This is a genomic window from Devosia sp. (assembly GCF_028290645.1).
Classification (GTDB): domain Bacteria; phylum Pseudomonadota; class Alphaproteobacteria; order Rhizobiales; family Devosiaceae; genus Devosia_A.
In genome coordinates, this window is the sequence record NZ_JAQGJL010000244.1 from 1 (window position 1) to 2,885 (window position 2,885).

The 2,885-nt window shown below is 67.1% G+C and carries 5 protein-coding genes; 3 read left to right on the plus strand and 2 right to left on the minus strand.

Going from position 1 to position 2,885, the window contains the following annotated elements; genetic code table 11:
- Nucleotides 1-79: 79 nt before the first annotated feature.
- Nucleotides 80-427, minus strand: a complete 348-nt coding sequence (locus tag JWQ89_RS13510) for a DUF167 domain-containing protein (protein ID WP_299641833.1) — start codon at nucleotides 425-427, stop codon at nucleotides 80-82.
- Nucleotides 428-764: 337 nt separating this feature from the next.
- On the opposite strand from JWQ89_RS13510, the gene JWQ89_RS13515 reads away from it, so the two are divergent.
- Nucleotides 765-1,025 (plus strand): hypothetical protein, encoded by a 261-nt coding sequence (locus JWQ89_RS13515; RefSeq protein WP_299641834.1) that lies wholly within the window; start codon nucleotides 765-767, stop codon nucleotides 1,023-1,025.
- A gap of 93 nt (nucleotides 1,026-1,118) precedes the next feature.
- Nucleotides 1,119-1,655 (plus strand): TIGR00645 family protein, encoded by a 537-nt coding sequence (locus JWQ89_RS13520; protein WP_299641835.1) that lies wholly within the window; start codon nucleotides 1,119-1,121, stop codon nucleotides 1,653-1,655.
- Between the two features lie 10 nt (nucleotides 1,656-1,665).
- On the opposite strand, the gene JWQ89_RS13525 is transcribed toward JWQ89_RS13520, so the two are convergent.
- Entirely contained in the window at nucleotides 1,666-2,301 is a 636-nt protein-coding gene (locus JWQ89_RS13525) for a DUF1134 domain-containing protein (protein WP_299641837.1), read from the minus strand.
- Nucleotides 2,302-2,449: 148 nt separating this feature from the next.
- Between JWQ89_RS13525 and JWQ89_RS13530 the strand changes: the two genes are divergently transcribed.
- Nucleotides 2,450-2,885: GTP-binding protein (locus JWQ89_RS13530; RefSeq protein ID WP_299641839.1), on the plus strand; the 436-nt coding region annotated here is incomplete at its 3' end.

Sequence of the window (2,885 nt, forward strand, 5' to 3'; positions counted from 1 at the left end):
TTGCCATCGAGGAAGTCGCGGTGCGTGCCCGCAGCAATGGCAAGGGACCGCGCCACGTGATCTGGTTCGCGACCAAGCGCTAGCCGTCGCCAATCATTGCCTGGATCCGCCCGGCGATCCGTTCGCCGTCGCCGCTTATTCTGAGAAGTTTGAGCCGCGACGCCTCGCCGGACGCGATCGTTACATCCGATCGCCGAACGCCAAGGCGCTTGCTGAAGAAGGCAATCAGCGCGGCATTGGCGGCGCCGTCGACCGGCGGCGCAGCGACTCGAACCGACAGCGCGCTGCGGCCGTCGGGCATCACCATCACGGTGCCGAGCGCGGTCTTCGACGCTTTCGGCGTGGCCCGCACCGCCAGGGTCACCGATCCCTGCTCGACGACCATTGCGGCAAGCACCCCAACGGTGGATGGCGCCAGCTTCGTCACGACCTGATGCCGATGGCAACGATCGGGACAAGCACGTCTGCCATTGAAGATTCCTCCATCGCCGGCCTGCGACCTTTCCTTGAGCCCCGAGTTCGGCGGCGATCGTATCATTCGCCCTCCGCTCAGCGATCTCCTCCCTGAGTGTGCCCGGACGCTGGCCGAGATCATAGGCCCCGCCCCTCGGCGAGGTCGACGCGACGATCGAGCTCTGCCGTGCCCGCACCTCAGGCAGCCTGGGCAGAAGCCTGGCGATGTCGCCCTCGTTCGTCCTCTGATGCGGCATGACCGGCCTGACCGCCGGCTTGCGTCGCAGCGCCGATCGGCCCATCGCGCGGTGATGGATCTCGACGATTTGCTGCAGCATTATTTCGGCTCGGCCGATATCGCCACACTGGACGAGCCGGCGCTGGAGCGGGCGTGCGAGCGCATCGCGATCGATTTCGGTACCGCGCGCGATGGCGGCCGCAGGTTCGCGCTCTGGGCGCTGCTCCACGCACTCGGCAGCGCGCCCGACCCGGCGACGGCGTTCAAGGACCCAGCCGAACGCAAGGCGGCGGAAGATTATGCCTGGGCAGCCGAGCGGATCGGCCGGGACTGACCGGCGCGCCAGTCAACCCGTCCGGCCGGCCGGGACGCCGCGATCACCCCGCGTTCAGCGTTGAGACATCGCGCATCTGTACCAGCCCTGCAGATGCCCGACCCATATCGAAAGCCCGTGATCGAGCGCGTGCTCGAGAGCTTCCTGTTCAATGCCCGCTGGCTGATGGCGCCTTTCTATCTCGGCTTGGTCGTGGCGCTGGTCGCGCTGCTGGTGGTCTTCGTCGGCGAGCTGGTCCACGAGCTGCCGAAGCTCCTGACGATGAATGCCGAGGATGCGATCCTGCTCGCGCTGTCGCTGATCGACCTGTCGCTGGCCGGCAACCTGATGCTGATCGTGATCTTCTCGGGCTACGAGAACTTCGTCTCGAAGATCGACACGGGCGACGACGAGGACCGGCCGGCCTGGATGGGCACGGTCGACTTCTCCGGCCTGAAGATGAAGCTGATCGCCTCCATCGTGGCGATCAGCGCCATCGCGCTGCTGCGCGCCTTCATGCGGCTCAGCGAGGGCGCGGTGATCGAGGACCGCACCCTGGCCTGGCTCGTGGGCATCCACGTGACCTTCGTGGTCTCGGGCGTGCTGCTGGCGCTGATGGACCTCCTCGCCGGCAAGGTCACCAAGCACTGACGCCGCCGGCTTAGAACGGCAGGATGCTGCGCTTGCGGCTATAGGCCAGGTAGCCGACGTTGGCGCCGAGCCTGAGGCCCACGCCCGCGCGGATCGGCGCGAGGGTGACGCCGTTGGCCTTCTGGTAGTTCACGCCCAGGCCGCCCACGAAGTAGGCCGAGCCCTCGACGCCCGGGAAGCGCTGGAAGATGACCTCCGGCTCCTGCAGGTCGTAGCAGAGGGTGAAGACGCGACTGGCGTTGCCGCCGAAGTCCCAGCCGATCGAGGGGCCCTGCCAGAACACCTCGATCGGCTCCCGGCCCTTCATGTAGAGCAGGCCGCGGCCGTAGCGGGCGCCGATGCCGATGGCGCCGGAGCCCTCCTCGCCCGCGATATAGGCGGTGGGCCGGCCGTTCTTGGAGAAGACCTTCTCCACGGCCCCGCCCGCCGCTTCCGCCGTCACCCCCATGAAGTCGGAGACATTGTTGACGATCTCCTCGCGGGAATAGGGCTCGGCCTTTGACTGGGCCGGATAGTTGGGGGTCTGGTTGGGCGGCGGCAGGCCCTCGGTCGGCGGCGCGGCCGCTTCCTGGGAGGGTTGCGCCTGCGCCAGGCCCGCGGCGGCGAAGGTGACAGCGCCGGAAATGATCAGGGTTCGACGGTCCATGGGCGTCATCTCTCCTCGAAGTTCCAACCAGCTCCCGCCCAGGACCAGTCAATGCTGCAGGCCAGTTTAACGCAGGATTAACCGTGATGCGCGCGACGCGACGCCGCGCACCTCGCTAAGGCGCCGGAATGTGCTAGACGCACGCCCCATGACGACCCCGCTTTCGCGTATCCGCAACTTCTCCATCGTGGCGCACATCGACCACGGCAAGTCGACGCTCTCCGACCGTCTCATCCAGGAGACCGGCGGCCTGACTCAGCGCGAGATGACCGAGCAGGTGCTCGACAACATGGAGATCGAGCGCGAGCGGGGCATCACCATCAAGGCCCAGACCGTCCGCCTCAACTACAAGGCCGACGACGGCGAGACCTATGTCCTGAACCTGATGGACACCCCCGGCCACGTGGACTTCGCCTATGAGGTCTCGCTCAGCCTCGCCGCCTGCGAAGGCTCGATCCTGGTGGTCGACGCCAGCCAGGGCGTCGAGGCCCAGACGCTGGCCAACGTCTACCAGGCCATCGACAACAACCACGAGATCGTACCGGTGCTGAACAAGATCGACCTGCCGGCCGCCGAGCCCGAGC

Excerpts from the sequence above, each read along its gene's own strand:
- JWQ89_RS13515 (WP_299641834.1), top strand. The coding sequence starts at position 765 with ATGGATCTCGACGATTTGCTGCAGCATTATTTCGGCTCGGCCGATATC.
- JWQ89_RS13520 (WP_299641835.1), top strand. The coding sequence starts at position 1,119 with ATGCCCGACCCATATCGAAAGCCCGTGATCGAGCGCGTGCTCGAGAGC.
- JWQ89_RS13525 (WP_299641837.1), bottom strand. The coding sequence starts at position 2,301 with ATGGACCGTCGAACCCTGATCATTTCCGGCGCTGTCACCTTCGCCGCC.